The organism is Clostridium ragsdalei P11 (assembly GCF_001675165.1).
Classification (GTDB): Bacteria; Bacillota; Clostridia; order Clostridiales; family Clostridiaceae; genus Clostridium_B; species Clostridium_B ragsdalei.
The window spans coordinates 279,495-294,578 of the sequence record NZ_LROS01000011.1 but is presented as its reverse complement, the minus strand read 5'-3'; the positions used below and the strand labels follow the sequence as shown (position 1 = coordinate 294,578).

At 31.2% G+C, this 15,084-nt stretch carries 11 protein-coding genes; 5 read left to right on the top strand and 6 right to left on the bottom strand.

Annotated elements, in window-relative coordinates:
* Positions 1–18 precede the first annotated feature (18 nt).
* Together CLRAG_RS06360 and CLRAG_RS06355 are read left to right on the top strand one after the other, a co-directional pair.
* On the top strand, positions 19–807 hold the full coding sequence (locus CLRAG_RS06360) for a flagellar basal-body rod protein FlgG (protein ID WP_065077617.1): 789 nt from the start codon (positions 19–21) through the stop codon (positions 805–807).
* Positions 808–1,439: 632 nt separating this feature from the next.
* Positions 1,440–1,829: a hypothetical protein gene (locus tag CLRAG_RS06355; protein ID WP_154104944.1), complete on the top strand. Its 390-nt coding sequence runs from the start codon at positions 1,440–1,442 to the stop codon at positions 1,827–1,829.
* Positions 1,830–1,894: 65 nt separating this feature from the next.
* Here CLRAG_RS06355 and CLRAG_RS06350 read toward each other — a convergent pair whose 3' ends face one another.
* Positions 1,895–3,526: a putative manganese-dependent inorganic diphosphatase gene (locus CLRAG_RS06350; RefSeq protein WP_065077615.1), complete on the bottom strand. Its 1,632-nt coding sequence runs from the start codon at positions 3,524–3,526 to the stop codon at positions 1,895–1,897.
* A 458-nt stretch (positions 3,527–3,984) separates the two neighbouring features.
* Here CLRAG_RS06350 and CLRAG_RS06345 point away from each other — a divergent pair, with 458 nt between their 5' ends.
* Entirely contained in the window at positions 3,985–6,525 is a 2,541-nt protein-coding gene (locus CLRAG_RS06345) for a calcium-translocating P-type ATPase, PMCA-type (RefSeq protein ID WP_065077614.1), read from the top strand.
* 36 nt (positions 6,526–6,561) lie between these two features.
* Here CLRAG_RS06345 and CLRAG_RS06340 read toward each other — a convergent pair whose 3' ends face one another.
* On the bottom strand, positions 6,562–6,966 hold the full coding sequence (locus CLRAG_RS06340) for a hypothetical protein (protein WP_065077613.1): 405 nt from the start codon (positions 6,964–6,966) through the stop codon (positions 6,562–6,564).
* A gap of 225 nt (positions 6,967–7,191) precedes the next feature.
* Between CLRAG_RS06340 and CLRAG_RS06335 the strand changes: the two genes are divergently transcribed.
* On the top strand, positions 7,192–9,513 hold the full coding sequence (locus CLRAG_RS06335) for an AAA family ATPase (protein WP_065077612.1): 2,322 nt from the start codon (positions 7,192–7,194) through the stop codon (positions 9,511–9,513).
* A gap of 51 nt (positions 9,514–9,564) precedes the next feature.
* Here CLRAG_RS06335 and CLRAG_RS06330 read toward each other — a convergent pair whose 3' ends face one another.
* Genes CLRAG_RS06330 through CLRAG_RS06320 form a run of 3 tightly spaced genes read right to left on the bottom strand, consistent with a single transcriptional unit; the run spans position 9,565 to position 12,768 of the window.
* Positions 9,565–11,115: a DHA2 family efflux MFS transporter permease subunit gene (locus CLRAG_RS06330; protein WP_065077611.1), complete on the bottom strand. Its 1,551-nt coding sequence runs from the start codon at positions 11,113–11,115 to the stop codon at positions 9,565–9,567.
* Between the two features lie 14 nt (positions 11,116–11,129).
* Positions 11,130–11,738, bottom strand: a complete 609-nt coding sequence (locus tag CLRAG_RS06325) for an HlyD family efflux transporter periplasmic adaptor subunit (RefSeq protein WP_065077732.1) — start codon at positions 11,736–11,738, stop codon at positions 11,130–11,132.
* Positions 11,739–11,769: 31 nt separating this feature from the next.
* Entirely contained in the window at positions 11,770–12,768 is a 999-nt protein-coding gene (locus tag CLRAG_RS06320) for an HlyD family secretion protein (protein ID WP_065077610.1), read from the bottom strand.
* A gap of 256 nt (positions 12,769–13,024) precedes the next feature.
* Here CLRAG_RS06320 and CLRAG_RS06315 point away from each other — a divergent pair, with 256 nt between their 5' ends.
* Positions 13,025–13,633, top strand: a complete 609-nt coding sequence (locus tag CLRAG_RS06315; RefSeq protein WP_065077609.1) for a TetR/AcrR family transcriptional regulator — start codon at positions 13,025–13,027, stop codon at positions 13,631–13,633.
* A 136-nt stretch (positions 13,634–13,769) separates the two neighbouring features.
* Here CLRAG_RS06315 and ychF read toward each other — a convergent pair whose 3' ends face one another.
* Positions 13,770–14,867 (bottom strand): redox-regulated ATPase YchF, encoded by a 1,098-nt coding sequence (gene ychF, locus CLRAG_RS06310; protein ID WP_065077608.1) that lies wholly within the window; start codon positions 14,865–14,867, stop codon positions 13,770–13,772.
* Positions 14,868–15,084: the final 217 nt, after the last annotated feature.

Below are 15,084 nucleotides of genomic sequence, written 5' to 3'. Positions count from 1 at the left end.
GAAAAGGGATGATTTTGTATGCTTAGAGCTATGTGGAATAGTGTAAGTGCTATGAATGCACAGCAGGATAAGTTAAATAGTATATCCAATAATTTAGCAAATGTAGATACTGTAGGATATAAAAAAGAAAATGTAGAATTTAGTGATCTAGTGTATGAAACCTTAAACAGAAAAGGATATCCTACTAATCCTAATGGGACAAATACAATAAATGGTACAGGGGTAAAGGCTACAGAATGGATTAGAGATAATACTCAGGGTCCAATTCAAGTAACAGGGCTTAAAACGGATATGGCTATAGATGGAGATGGATATTTTAAAGTAACTTTAGGAAATGGAACAGCAGCTTATGAAAGGGCAGGAAATTTTACTCTAGACAGAAATGGAAATTTAGTGGACAGTAATGGAAATAAGCTTGAAGTTAATCTTACAGCAGAAGGAAGCAGTTTATTTAATGCAGGGACAGTATTTAAAAATGATAATTTTAAAGTAGATGAAAAAACTGGACAAATATACATGAATGTTGGTAATCAAAGCGTACTTTATGGAAAGATAAATATATATAATGCAGTAGGGCAGAATTCCATGAAATCTATAGGAGCTAATTTATACCAGCCAGCAAACAATGTACAAATGAATATAAATACCAAAGCACATGTGGTTCAAGGCTATTTGGAGCAGTCTAATGTAGATATTGGAAGAGAAATGACAGATATGATAATGGCACAGAGGTCTTTTGAACTTGCATCAAAAGGACTTACTACTTCAGATGAAATGTGGGGACTCATAAACGGTATGAAGAGATAGAGAGTTTCTAATCATAAAATCAACTTATACTCCGGATATTTTTTACAACCTTCAGCTCATTAAATATTTTGACAAGGCTAAGCAAAAAATTTTAAAAAATGCTGAGAATTTTTGAAAACTCGTACCTCAAACAATTCAAAAGTTCTAGATTTTTTAAAAATTTTTCACTAAGTCTTATATACAAAATATTTAAAAGAGCTTCATTATTGTAAAAATATGCCTGCGTATAAGTTGATTTTTAAGTTAAAAAGCTTTATAAAGTATTTCTTCATATATATTTATTTTCAAGAGTAACACTGTATGAGGTATTCTGGGTTGAAACTTGAACTTATATATAAAATATAATAACAAAATTGAAATCACGTTTAAAAACTTTTTTAAATAAGTCTTAGCTTGGTATTTTAGAAAACCTTAGGTACTTAGATATGTCTGAGGTACGAGTTTATCTAAGTACCTTTAGGTTTTCAAAATACCAAGCTTTAGACTTATTAAAAGTTTTATAGTGATGAAATTTGTTATTATATGATCTGTATAAGTCAACTTTCAACTGAGAAACTCTATAATTTTATGAAACATATGCAAGGTACATACATATAATGTACAGATGTAATATTTTCAGGAGGATCAGTGTTATGTATAGATGTCCTTTTATGGACCAAGATGAATATATGGAAGAAGATTATATGTATGATGGGGATATGGACTATCCTCAGAATATGTACTCCCCTGACTTTTATAGAATGTGCCCTATGTTTTTAAATGCTAGGAAGAATGCATATATGAGGTGCATGTATCCTACAAATTATATGCAGACACCAGCACCAACATATCCATATTATGATTCTGAAGAAAAAACGGAATATGTACCTTTCGATGAAAAATATGAAGATTTGCAAGAAGAAACAGAACAAGAGGAAGAAGAGCCAGAAGAAAAAAATATGGAAGACGAACAGGAAACTGTAGATGACAGTTATGGTGGTACAAGAATTAGAACTGTAGATATATCGGATATTCAGGATTAAAAAGAAAAATGGACTACTCAAAGCAATTTCAAAAAATTGCTATTGCAGTAGCCCTTTTATTTGTATTAAGACATGGCAGCAGTAAGAGGTGGGATAACCTGTTTTTTCCTTGATAGAATACCAGGAACATAGGCACCATTATCAGTTAAAGTTATGTTAAAGGCTTTAGAAACTACATCCTGTTTTTCACCTATGGCAATTAATTCAGATCCACCTTTTAATATATCTGTTACCATAAGAACTATAAGACCATAATTTTCTTCTTTACATTTTGATTCCATAACCTTTATAATGTCTTTCCTAATGGATTTAAATCCTTCTGTATCCATAGTCGAAATCTGTCCAACACCTACTTTTACTTCTGAAATATTAAATGCTTTGAAATCTTGATTTAATAATTCTTCAGGAGTTTCTCCTTCAAGAGAAGAACCTGCTTTAAACATATCATTAGAGAAGGTTTCAGGATCTATTTCAGCTATAGCTGCTAATCTTCTAAGTATCATTTTGTCTAAATCTGTGGAAGTAGGTGATTTAAACATAAGGGTATCTGAAATTATAGCAGAACATAAAAGTCCTGCAATTTTTTGAGATGGTCTTATGCCATTTTCAAAAAATTTGGATGCAACTATAGTTGCTGTACAACCTACTGGTTCATTTCTAAAATATATAGGTGAACCAGTTTGGATATCTCCTACCTTGTGATGGTCTAATATTTCAAGTATTTCTGCATCCTCCAATCCTACAACAGATTGAGATTTTTCATTGTGATCTACAAGTATTACTTTCTTTTTGTTTTGTGATATTAAATGATATCTAGACATACTTCCAATAACTTTATTTTCTAAATTCACTACAGGATAACTTCTGTATCTGGTTTGAAGCATAACTTCTCTTACATCTTCTATTAAGTCATTTGTCTTAAAGCAGACTAAGTTATCTTTTTTCATCACATACCCTATAGGAATACTTTGAGGGATTAGCCTAGCAGTTGTAAAAGTATCATAAGGAGTAACTATAATGGAACAATTAACTTTTTTTGCTTTTTCCAGTATGTCATCATTTACTGTGTGATTTCCTGTTATTATCATAAGTGAAGCTTTGGAATCAAGTATAATATCCTGTGCGTCTACCCTGTCACCGCATATAACTATGTCCCCTTCTTCTATGAATTCACAGATACTTTCTGGCTGCATTGCAGCAATTATGACTTTTCCTGTAAACTTGATGTTTTCATTGGAAGCATAAGCACATTTGGCTGATAATGTATCCAGTATATTTTCAAGGGTAGTGCCGCTTTTTTGAATTACATTGGAATCCCATATGTCCATATAACAGGAGGTTATGTTGGATTGAGATGCAACACCTATTAATTTATCGTCTCCATCTACTACAGGGAGGGTTTTAACATTATTTTTACTTATCATTGACCAAGCTGTTTTTATGGAGGTTTCAGGGGATATAGGATTTACATTATCAATATCTAAATCAGAAATTTGAGGTTTAACATTTTCCATTAGTTTTGGTGGGGTAACTTTAAAGTAATCAAGTACAAATTGAGTTTCTTTATTTAGCTCTCCTAACCGTATAGGAATTGTTGTAACTCCTATTTTATTTTTAAATTCAGCATAAGCTATTGCGGAACATATAGAATCTGTATCCGGATTCTTATGCCCTGTAATGTATACAACATCGTTCATAATTTTTCCTCCTAAGTGTATATATGAATAATATATCTATTTACAAAAGTAATGTTACAAATACACATAATATTATAGCAAAAAATCACTTAATTATCTATATATAGGGTTATAATGAAAATTAACTTATACAGGTCATTATATTTTACGTATAAGTTTAAATTTCAATTAAAAACCTTATATTAATTATATCCAGATATTATTATAATTAACAGTTTACAATGCATAATTTTGGTAGATTTTTCTCCCAGAGTGTTATTAAAAATCTAAAAATTAAGCAGTATGAGCATTAAATTTTTAGATTTTCTGTGACAACAGAAAATCATCTTTAATTGTGAACTGTGCATGGTGAATTGTGCATCGTGCACCGTGGATTGTGAATTGACTGTCATAATGTAAGGCAAAAGGGGCATATATTTAATTAACGTAGAGAAAATAAATGCCTTGGAGGGATAAGATTGATTAATGAAAGGGAGTTAGAAAGTGGTTTAACTCAAGTTGAGGCAGAGAGAAGGCTTAAAAAATATGGAGCCAATGTACTTAAACAGAAAAAAAGAGTATCTCCTATAAAAATATTTATTTCTCAGTTTAATGATTTTATAACCTGGATACTTATAGTAGCCACAATTATATCCGGATTTATGGGGGAAAAAGCAGATGCAATAACTATACTCATTATTGTAATTATGAATTCCATACTAGGTTTTGTACAGGAATTTAAGACAGAAAAATCTTTAGAAGCATTAAAAGAAATGGCATCCCCTACTTCAAAGGTTATAAGGGATGGAAAAGTGAAGGTTATAAATGCAGGAGAACTAGTAATAGGTGATGTGATACTTCTGGAAACTGGGGATAAGGTTCCAGCAGATTGTATTTTACTTTCTACTGGAAATTTCATGGTAGACGAGTCCCTTTTAACTGGAGAATCTGTAGGAGTGGAAAAGGATAGTGGAGATAAAAATAATTCACTATACATGGGTACCATAGTGATAAAAGGCAAGGGAAGGGCAAAAGTTGTTGAAACAGGAATGAAGACAGAAATGGGAAAAATAGCAGGTATGCTTCAGGACATTGAAAAGGAAAGGTCTCCTCTTAAAGAAAAGCTTGCTTCCCTTGGAAAAGTGCTTGTAGTCATGTGTATTGCTATATGTATTGTAGTTACATTGACTGGAGTATGGAGAGGTCAAGACAAGTATGAGATGTTTTTAGTAGGAGTTAGTTTAGCTGTAGCTGCTATTCCGGAAGGCCTTGCGGCTATAGTAACAGTAGCACTAGCTCTTGGAGTATCTAGAATGTTAAAGAGAAATGCATTAATAAGAAAACTACCGGCAGTGGAAACACTTGGATGTACTTCAGTGATTTGTAGTGATAAGACAGGAACTCTTACTGAAAATAGGATGACTGTAAAGGCTCTTTATTTTAATGGAAGGGTACATAGGATAGGCAAGGATATTTTACCAGAAAATGTCCTTATGAAAAAAGCTTTTACATATTGTAATGATTGTAATTTTGATATGAAAAAAGCAGATATTTCAGGGGCGGTTATTGGAGATCCTACGGAAGTAGCTCTTATAAAAGCTTTTTTCAAAGATATTAAAACTTTAAACACCTTTTTAGGAAAGGCCAGGAGAACTTATGATATACCTTTTGATTCTGATAGAAAAATGATGTCTGTTATAATGAAAGAAGGTTCAAGAAAGATAGGTTATGTGAAAGGGGCACCGGAGAGAGTTATAAGAAGGTGCAAATATATATTAGATGGAAGTGAAGTACGAATTTTTACTTCAGATGAGAAAAATAAGGCTTTGAAAGCAGTGGAAAAAATGTCTTTTGATGCTTTAAGATGTATAGCAGGTGCTTACAAGGACAAAGAAGTGGTGCCAGGTAAGTCTTTGGAGGAGAATTTAATATTTATAGGTGTAGCGGGAATTATAGATCCACCTAGAAAGGAAGCAAAAGATGCAGTATTAAAATGTAAATTAGCAGGTATAAGGCCAGTTATGATAACTGGAGATCACAAGAATACGGCTTTTGCTGTTGGAAAAGAACTGGACATATGTAAACATGAATCAGAGGTTATAACTGGAGAGGAATTAGACAAGCTGAGTGATAGACAACTTGCAGTTAAGATACAAGACATATCCATATTTGCAAGAGTTAATCCGGGACATAAACTTAGAATAGTAAAAGCCTTTAAAGCTAAAGGTAATATTGTAGCTATGACTGGAGACGGAGTAAATGATGCACCTGCAGTAAAAGAAGCGGATATAGGAATTTGCATGGGAATTGCAGGTACAGATGTAACAAAGGAGGCTTCTTCTATGATACTACTTGACGATAATTTTGCTACCATAGTATCTGCTGTAGAAGAAGGAAGAGTTATATATGATAATATAAGAAAGTTTATAAGGTATCTCTTATCTTGCAATTTAGGAGAGGTTTTAACCATGTTTCTTACTTCTATTTTTTATTTAGATACTCCGCTTTTGCCTATACAAATACTAATGGTAAATTTAGCTACAGATGGTCTTCCTGCTATAGCTCTTGGAGTTGATCCACCTCAGGGAGATATAATGAGGGGTAAGCCTAGAGCTAAAAATGAAAGTATATTTGCACGAGGACTAAGTGAAAAAATTATTGTGAGGGGAGCACTTATTGGAGTGTGCACAGTGCTTGCTTTTGTAATAGGATTATATCTAGGCTTTGGACTTAAGACATCCAGAACTATAGCACTTTGTACTCTAATAATGTCACAACTTATACATGTATTTGAATGTAGATCAGAAAATCATTCATTATTTGAGATAAATTTATTTACAAATGTTTATCTTTTAGCTGCAGTTGCTACATCTATTACTATGGTTTTATGCATACTTTACTTGCCATTTTTACGTGGAGTTTTTCATACATCTGCACTTAGAATTTCACAGTGGGCAATAGTTTTGTTTTTCTCTGGGATAATTGCATTTTTAAACAGTCTTTACTTATACTTTAAATAAAAAAATTAGAATTGCTTAAAAGCAATTCTAATTTTTTTATTTAAATCTTTGAACTTTTTGAACTTTGGGCATTTTTCCCTCTATAGGAATTAAGTCCTTTTTTGTGGTCATATTTCGTATATTTATAAGTTCTACGCTTTCTCTATTCTCTTTTCCTCTTTTCCCTTTAAGTCCTTGAACTAAAACCAGATTGCCTTGATGTATAGATATGAAATCAGGCTTCTTAAACCATCTTTTTTTAATATAAGAGCATTTTACTATGTTTCTGCTTCTATCAGGTCTTACTAAAAGTGTTACTGTTAATTTATTAAATATCCATAATATAGTTTTTTTACTAACTTTGACAGATACAACAGTGCCTTGAACCTGAGTTAACCTGTCGCCATATTTTTTTAAATAAGATTTTGTGTAATATTGAGCAATTTTCTCCTTAAAACTCATGTATATACTAACTCCTTTGTTACTTTATTTTGTTTATACGATTATTAGAAATAACAGACAAAATTTGATTATATTATACCATAGTATATTTATTTTTGAAACACGCCTATAATTTTTAGTATGTTTTTTATATGAGGTTGATATACTTATTTTTTTATTTTCGTTCCTAAATAAACTTTTTAAGAATACTATTATATTAGACTAAGTATACAAGGAGAATGAAATATGAATTATAGGGAATTACCTAAAGAGCAAATCATATATGATTTTAAGTTGGATGATATTGACTTTAGTGAAGATGATAGAGATGATTTAAATAGAAATGTTGATTATATGCCTGAGTATAGTAGAGTATATGAAAATATGAAGGATGCATTAACAATAGATAAACAAGGATACAATGTTTATCTTATAGATGAATTTTCAAAAGATAAACTTAAAAATATTAACAAGTTTATAAATGAAACTATGAAAGATAAAATAGAACTTCAGGATATATGCTATATAGTTATGAAAGATATTAAAAATCCTAAAGTATTGTTTTTAAGGCCTGGGAAAGGTAAAAAACTAAAAAGTATGCTAAAGAAAATACAAAATATATATGCTAATTCTACTTATGAATTTTACAATGGATATGAGGACAAACAAAAGAAATTGTTGGTGCAAAACATTCAAAAAAAACGAAGTTATTTGATAAGTAAAATTGTAGAAATGTCTAAAAGTGAAGGATTTTCATTAAAAATTACGGAAAATGGTTTTAGCTTTGTTCCTTTAAAAGAAAATGGAAAAATGATGAATGAGATAGAGTATGAGTCTTTAGATTTAGAAAAAAAGGAACAAATAGTAAACAAAGTAAATGTACTTAAGATTCATGCAGAGAGGATATTAGATAAATTAAAAGATATGGAATCCTATGAAATGGAAAAGATTAAAATCCTCATAGATGAACATTATAAAAAAGATACAAAGAAATTAAAGGAAGAATATTTTAACGTATTTAGTAAGGATAATAAGGCATTAGAATTTTTAAGCAATATATGTAACAATATAGAAAGTGAAATTAAAGAGATATATTCTATAAACTATGAAGATGATGTAGATAATATACGGAATATAATATATAGGTATTCTGTGAATGTACTCATAGATAATAGTGATAAAGACAAACTACCTATAGTGTTTGAAGAAGATCCGTCTATAAATAATTTACTTGGAAGTATAGAATATGAAAATAAAAATGGGACTTATGTTACTGATCCAAGCCTCATTAGACCAGGATCACTTTTAAAGGCAAATGGTGGAATATTAGTACTTCGAGTTAGCAGTCTTTTAAATAATAAAGGAGCATATTATTATTTAAAAAAGTCTATTATAAGTGGCAAAGTTGACTTGAATTATAATAGAGGATATTTAGAATTATTGTCTTTAAGTGGATTAAAACCAGAACCTATAGAGTTTAATGAAAAAATAATACTTATAGGAGATTACCGTACCTATGATTTACTTTATACTTATGATGAAGATTTTAAAAAGATTTTTAGAATAAGAGCTGAGTGCAAATCTATTTTACAGATGGATAAGGATGCAAAGAAAGCTTTCTTATATAAAGTGCTTTCTATATGTAAAAACAATAAATTACATCCTGCGGATGAGGGAGCTGTAAAGGAGCTGGCGAAATTTTTATCCAGAAAAGCTGAAAATAGAGATAAATTTTTTATGGATGACTATGATCTAGAAAGAATTTTAATAATTTCAGACAAAAGAGTTTGTGAAGATCATAGGGATTTTATAAATGAAGAAGATATCACGAATACAGCTTATAAAGAAGAAATTATAGAGGGTCAGGTAGTGGATTCTTACACAGAAGGTCAGATATTTATAGACGTAAAGGGTAAAACGGTGGGACAGGTAAATGCTCTGTCGATAATTGACACAGGGTATTTTAATTTTGGAAAGCCTATAAGAATAACCTGCTCGTGTTACAAAGGTAATGGAAATATTATAGATATCCAAAAAGAAAGTGACTTAAGTGGAAAAATTCATAACAAGGCAATAAATATATTAAAGGGGCATGTTAAAAATTTAAGCGGTGGTTATAATAGAGTACCTGTGGATTTTTATTTAAGCTTTGAACAAATATATGGAAGAGTAGATGGAGATAGTGCTTCCGTAGCAGAGTTAGTTAGTATTATATCTGCACTTACGAAAATAAGTATAAAACAAAATATAGCTGTAACAGGTTCCATAAATCAGTTTGGAGAAATACAACCTATAGGAGGAGTGAATGAAAAAATAGAAGGTTTCTTTAAAATATGTAAAGTATTAGATAATACAAAAGGGAAGGGTGTACTCATTCCAAAGTCTAATGCAAGCAGCTTAGCATTAAAAAGTGAAGTGGAAAAGGAAATAGAAGATGGTAATTTTCATATTTATATTATGTCTAACTTAAAAGATGCAGTGGAAATTCTTATGGAAGAAAATTATGATAATGTAATTCATGAGGCTAAGAAGGAGCTTAAAAAGTACTATAAAAATAAGGAACAATAGCAGAATTCTTAAAGACTGCAGCTGATCTCGAGAAATCTGCTGCAGTTCTTTTTAGGATTTTATTTCTTCATTAGAAGAAGAAAGTTGATTCCTATTTCTTATAAATAAAGTTGCTATTAAAGCGACGATTACAAATACGGTACACAGCATCAGTGTATAATCAAAAGCATCTGAGTATGCTTGACGGCTTACTAGTTTTACAAGGGTACTTTTAGCTTGAACCTGCTTATCTACTGTAGATAGTCCAATCTGTGAAAGACTTTGCTGAATTTGGTTTAAAAGATTTAAAGCTGTATTGTTAAAAGGAGTTATTTGTTCTGAAAGCTTATGGTAATATATTTCTGCCTGGCTGCTAAGGGAATGGGTCATCATTGTTATTGAAACGGAGCCGGATATTTGTCTTATTGTATTTTGGATGGTAGAACCTTGAGTCACTAATTTTTGAGGCAGCAGATTCATTCCAAAAGTAGATAGAGGCATCATAGTGAGACCTATTCCTGCTCCACGAAGTATCAAAAATAAATTTGCAGTGTCTTTTGAAGTATTAGAGGTAAGCATGCCTAATTGATAACAAGAAAAAAGTAATAAAATTAATCCTGGTAGTATTACTATTTTTTCATTAACTTTATCTATTAGTTTTGCACTTATAGGCATCATAACACCGGTAACAATGGCAGAAGGAAGTAAAAGCAATCCTGTTTGCATTGCAGTGTATCCATCAATTTTTTGAAAAAATAAAGGCATTGCATATACTCCACCCATTAAACACATGTTTATGAGTGCCAGAGCAATTAAGGAAAAAGAAAAATCTAGTCGTGCTAGTAATTTTAAGTCCAGAAGCGGCTCTGGAACAGATAATTCGTTTATAATAAATAGTATTAAATTAAAAATTCCTATTGTTAGTAGAAGGGGATTTTTTATATCACTCCAATCTATAGGATTTTGGCTTAGTATATATAAAATACTTACAATGCCTACTGTTGAAAATACAAAGCCTAAAATGTCAACTTTTTCAGGGGCTTTATGTGGAAATTCCTTAAGCAGTAGTGCTGATAAAATTGTTGTCATAATTCCTATTGGTACATTTACATTGAAAATTAACCTCCAGCTTAGTTTTTCTATAATGTAACCACCTAGAGTAGGACCTATGGCAGGTGCTGCCATGCTTGCTATTCCCCAAAATCCCATGGCAAGTCCTCGTTCTTTGAAATTAAACATTTTAAGAATTATAGTCATACTTACAGGCATGATCATTCCTCCGCCAATAGCCTGAATTATACGGAAAATTATCATGCTTGTGTTGCTCCAAGCAATACCGCAGAGCAGGGAACCTATTGTAAATGATATTAAGGAAAAAATATATAGTTTTTTGTTTCCAAATTTTTCTGAAAGAAATCCTGTAATTGGTACAATTGCACCTAAAGTAAGGGTATAGGCAGTTAAGACCCACTGAACATCATCCAAAGATACATTGAAAACTGCCATCATTTTAGGTATTCCAATATTTACTATACTGCCATCGAGAATAGACATAAATGTGCCCATAATTACTACTGCAAGACTAAGCCATCTATATGAATCTGAGTTATTATCTTCTGCCATTTAAAACTACCTCCTTATTTAATATGAATTTTAACAATTGCGTTGGTTCCCGGCAGCAATTCACAGTTGGTAGTTTCAAATGAAATTTTTACAGGAATTTTTTGAACAACTTTTGTAAAAGTTCCACTAGTTGATGTAGGTATAAGTGCTAGATCAGAATTGGCATATTTACCAATTGATTTAACTTTACCTTTAAATTGCTTATCACCATATTCATCTACTGTAATGTCTACAACTTGTCCAGGCTTTATTTTTCTTGCTTTTGTCTCTTCTATATTGGCATTTACGTATAAATTGCTGGGATTTACCATTATAGCAATTTGCTGTCCTTGAGAAAGTACCTCTCCTACAGTGCCGCTTTTTTTGAGGACAATTCCGCTGATTGGTGCCCTTATAATGGAACTGTCTAAGCTTGTATCAGGAAGATTTCCCATGTCCTGTCTTGCAATTATTTGGTTTTTTTGTACGTAGTCTCCGTCATCTATATTTATTTCTACGAGCTTTCCTGAAATTTGAGGAGTTGCTTTAATCAAATCTCCTTGAATTGTGGAATCGTCTGTTGAAACGTAATACATATTGTTGTATACATAATAGGTAACTATTCCACCAATAGCTATCATCATAAGTAACAGTACTATTCCTATCAATACTTTTCTATTTTTCAATCTTAACACCTACCTTGTTTTTACAGCCTATTTCTGCAAACATTCCTAGTTTTAACACATTATTTTCATCTTTAATAGTAACTTTTACTAGTGCATCTTTGCTATGAGAATCTATCTGGGTGTCTATTACGGAAATTTCTCCTTGAAATATACCGTTATTGATGTTAGATACTTTTACATTAACCTGGTCACCAACTTTTATTTTAGTGAGTAATTCCTGAGGAACATAACTATCTACGTGCAATTGGTCAGCATTTACTATAGTAAGAAGAATTTGACCAACACCAGACATTTCTCCTTCATTTACATTTTTAACGGTAACTGTTCCAGATATAGGGGCTGTAATAACTCCGTAACTAAGTGAAGTTTTTGCTGTATTTACACTAGCCTGAGCTTGGTTTACAGTAGCTTCCACTGCATTTATATCACTTTCGGTTGATCCATTTTGAAGCATAGTTAAATTTTGGCTTACAGATTCATATTGAGCCTTTGAACTGGAAAGGACTTGCTCGGCTTGGTCTACATTTATTTGGGCAGCACTACCACTTGCAAGAAGCTGTTTTTCACGATCGTAATTTTTCTGGGCAATATCATAAGCGTCTTTAGCACCATCTACGGCTGCTTTTGTAGAAGCAATTTGTTCAGGTCTTGAACCGGATTTGATTTTAGCTAGGTTAGCTTGAGCGGTTGCCACAGATGCCTGAGCTTGGTCTACCTGAGCCTGTAGATCTTTTGTATCTAAGTAGATAATAGGATCTCCTGAGTTAACCTTGCTTCCCACATCTACTTTGATTTGAGATATTTTTGCGTTGATCTTAGCAGATACATTGGAAGAGGTATTTGCTGCAATTTTTCCACCAAAGAGGTATATGTCTTTGGATGATGAGGTAGAATTTTTTTTGTTAGATGAATCTAAACTGTCATTGTGAGAAGAACATCCAATAAATAGTAAAGTACATATTAATAATGTTGATATTAGCTTTTTCATTTTTATCCCCCTTAAATTGAAATTTATCTATTATAGAGATATATGTTTTAATCAATGTTTAAAACATTGTTTAATAAAATAATAGTATTTTATAGTAGGATTGTCAATATAAATTTAATATTATCAGCATTTATCATTAGAAATTCAAAATTCTTGAATGTAACTATTGACAAAAAACATATAAATAAGTAATATAATATTCAAAGATGTTTTAAACAATGTTTCATAATACATAGTTATTTTAGGAGGATATTAAATGAAATATAATTCAAAAGATATTCCAAATGCTAAGGATCGAATATTGAATTCTACTCTTTATATTATTGGAAAAGAAGGATTTCAAAATGTTACTATAAGAAAAATAGCAGCGACAGCTGATGTTAATGTAGCGTCAATTAATTATTATTTTGGTTCAAAGGAAGGTGTAATTAACGAGGCGTTAAAATGTCTTACCAGTAAATTTATGAGTTCTTTTGAAATTCTCGAAAATAAGCAGATTGCACCAATAGATAGACTTAGGAATTTCCTTAGGAGTTACTCTGATGCTAGCGTTGAGTATCCAGATGTATTTAGAAATTTTGTCAATCAACTTATTATATATAAGGATGACTTGAAATTTGATTATATTAAATTTATTGAAGATGAAGGAGTCTTTAAGATAAAAGATATTTTATCCGAAGTTACGGGAATTAAAGATGAAGAAAAATTATCCATGATGGCACTGCAGGGAATTGCTAGTTTAATTTTTCCTGTAATATCTGATAACCAAACAAGAAAATTTTCTAATTTAAATTATAAGGATAAAAATGTTAGGTATAAATATATAGATATGTTAATTAAGTCGCTTCAAGGCAATAGTATATAATGCAATTCACGATGTACAATTTGGAATTGTATTAAATTTCCACTCTCTGCTAGAAATTTGTATTGTAATATGCAAAAAAAGAACAAAATGTTTTAACATTTTGTTCCTAAATTATTAACTATGCATTGTGAATTGTCTAAACGTTGAACCTAAAGTTAACTACATCTCCATCCTGCATAATGTAGTCTTTTCCTTCCAATCTATAGCATCCCTTTTCTTTTGCAGAAGTCTCGGAGCCGCATTCCACGAGTTTGTCGTAGGATACAATTTCAGCTCGTATGAATCCCTTTTGTATATCAGTGTGTATCTTGCCTGCAGCTTCCGGAGCTTTAGTGCCTTTCTTTATGGTCCATGCTCTTACTTCTTTTTCTCCAGCAGTTAAAAAGCTCATAAGACCAAGTAACCTATAGCTGCTGTTTATTAATTTATCCAGACCTGCTTCATTTAAACCATATTCCTTTAGCATCTCAAGTCTTTCATCATCTTCTAGAGAAGAAAGTTCTTCTTCTATTTTGGCAGAAATTATTACTACTTCTGAGCCTTCCATTTTTGCATATTCTTGTACTTTCTTTACAAAATCATTTTCCAAATTTCCGGAAGTTAAGTCATCTTCAGAAATATTGGCTACATAGAGTACAGGTTTAGTTGTAAGTAAAAAGAAGCTTTTAACAAGTTCGGCTTCATCTTCATTTAGATCTAGAGTTCTTACAGGATTGCCTTCTTCTAGATGTTTTTTTACTTTTAACATAATTTCATATTCAACTTTTGATTCTTTATCTCCACTTTTCGCAAGTTTCGACACTTTTTCAATTCTTCTGTCCATTACTTCTAAATCTGAAAATATAAGCTCTAAGTTTATGGTTTCAATATCACGAATAGGGTCCACACTGCCATCTACATGTACAATATTCTCATCTTCAAAACATCTAACTACATGTACTATAGCTTCTACTTCCCTTATATGTGATAAAAATTTATTTCCAAGGCCTTCTCCCTTGCTAGCACCTTTTACAAGTCCTGCTATATCGTAAAATTCAATAGCTGTATATACCTTTTTCTTTGAATTGTACATTTTTTCAAGTACATCTAATCTTTTATCTGGTACACTAACCACTCCTACATTTGGTTCTATAGTACAGAATGGATAATTGGCAGATTCCGCACCTGCCTTTGTTATTGCATTAAATAGGGTACTTTTGCCAACATTTGGCAAACCCACAATTCCAAGTTTCATCTATGTACATTCCCTTCTTAAAATATAATTAACTGGTGTAAAATTCATCTAAATTATACTCTACAGAGCATATTATTTCAATAAATGTAGTTAATATAAACTAATTCTGCTGGTTAGTAGAAGGAGATGAAAAAAATTGATGAAAAAATAAATTTAATAGGTTTAAAAAAAATATTAAAAGTCTATTAAAAAAGAGGAAATTTTATGTTAATATAGA

Excerpts from the sequence above, each read along its gene's own strand:
- CLRAG_RS06330 (WP_065077611.1), bottom strand. The coding sequence starts at position 11,115 with ATGGCAGAAGATAATAACTCAGATTCATATAGATGGCTTAGTCTTGCA.
- CLRAG_RS06340 (WP_065077613.1), bottom strand. The coding sequence starts at position 6,966 with ATGAGTTTTAAGGAGAAAATTGCTCAATATTACACAAAATCTTATTTA.
- CLRAG_RS06320 (WP_065077610.1), bottom strand. The coding sequence starts at position 12,768 with ATGAAAAAGCTAATATCAACATTATTAATATGTACTTTACTATTTATT.
- CLRAG_RS06325 (WP_065077732.1), bottom strand. The coding sequence starts at position 11,738 with ATGATGATAGCTATTGGTGGAATAGTTACCTATTATGTATACAACAAT.
- CLRAG_RS06315 (WP_065077609.1), top strand. The coding sequence starts at position 13,025 with ATGAAATATAATTCAAAAGATATTCCAAATGCTAAGGATCGAATATTG.
- CLRAG_RS06335 (WP_065077612.1), top strand. The coding sequence starts at position 7,192 with ATGAATTATAGGGAATTACCTAAAGAGCAAATCATATATGATTTTAAG.
- ychF (WP_065077608.1), bottom strand. The coding sequence starts at position 14,867 with ATGAAACTTGGAATTGTGGGTTTGCCAAATGTTGGCAAAAGTACCCTA.
- CLRAG_RS06350 (WP_065077615.1), bottom strand. The coding sequence starts at position 3,526 with ATGAACGATGTTGTATACATTACAGGGCATAAGAATCCGGATACAGAT.
- CLRAG_RS06355 (WP_154104944.1), top strand. The coding sequence starts at position 1,440 with ATGTATAGATGTCCTTTTATGGACCAAGATGAATATATGGAAGAAGAT.
- CLRAG_RS06360 (WP_065077617.1), top strand. The coding sequence starts at position 19 with ATGCTTAGAGCTATGTGGAATAGTGTAAGTGCTATGAATGCACAGCAG.